The organism is Paraflavitalea pollutisoli, from assembly GCF_029360705.1.
Taxonomy (GTDB): Bacteria; Bacteroidota; Bacteroidia; order Chitinophagales; family Chitinophagaceae; genus Paraflavitalea; species Paraflavitalea pollutisoli.
In genome coordinates, this window is record NZ_JARKMX010000012.1 from 1 (window position 1) to 774 (window position 774).

General features: G+C 35.7%; 1 protein-coding gene. It reads left to right on the forward strand.

All coding sequences use genetic code 11. The features are described 5' to 3' along the window. A partial coding sequence (locus P2W70_RS30565; RefSeq protein WP_276485403.1) for an IS3 family transposase occupies positions 1-738 on the forward strand: 738 nt, incomplete at its 5' end. Positions 739-774 lie beyond the last annotated feature (36 nt).

Sequence of the window (774 nt, forward strand, 5' to 3'; positions counted from 1 at the left end):
TTAAGGAAGTACGATACTGCGCAGGATCAAATAAAGAAGATATATCACCATCACAAGGGCAGGTATGGCTATAGAAGAATTACATTGGAAATGAAGAATAAGGGCTGTGCTATCAATCATAAAACAGTCTCAAAGTTGATGAGGGCACTGGGGCTAAAATCTTTGATCAGAAGAAAACGATACAATTCCTTTAAGGGTGACGTGGGCAAGATTGCTCCCAATCTCTTAAATAGGGATTTTACCGCAACAGGCCCTTGCCAGAAATGGGCAACCGACATTACAGAATTCAAAGTAGGGGATAAAAAGCTGTATTTATCTCCAATCATAGAGCTATTTAACGGAGAAATCATCAGTTACAATTTGTCAGAGTCTCCTAATTTTGAACAGGTATCTCTCATGTTAAAGGATGCGTTCAAAAAGGCCGATAGGAATAAAAGATTAATCTTACACTCTGATCAGGGATGGCAATATCAAATGAAAGATTATCAACAAATGCTGAAGAAAGAAGGTATTAATCAGAGTATGTCCAGGAAGGGTAACTGCCTGGATAATGCCATAATTGAAAATTTCTTTGGAATTATAAAATCAGAACTGTTCTACCTCAATAAATACAAGCAAATCAGTGAACTTAAAAAAGATATAAAACACTATATTAAATACTATAACAATGACAGAATCAAACTCAATCTAAAAGGAATGAGCCCGATAAAATATCGAGCTCATCACTGTAATACTTAATTTTTTAACTGTGTCCAACTTTTGGGGTTCACTGCA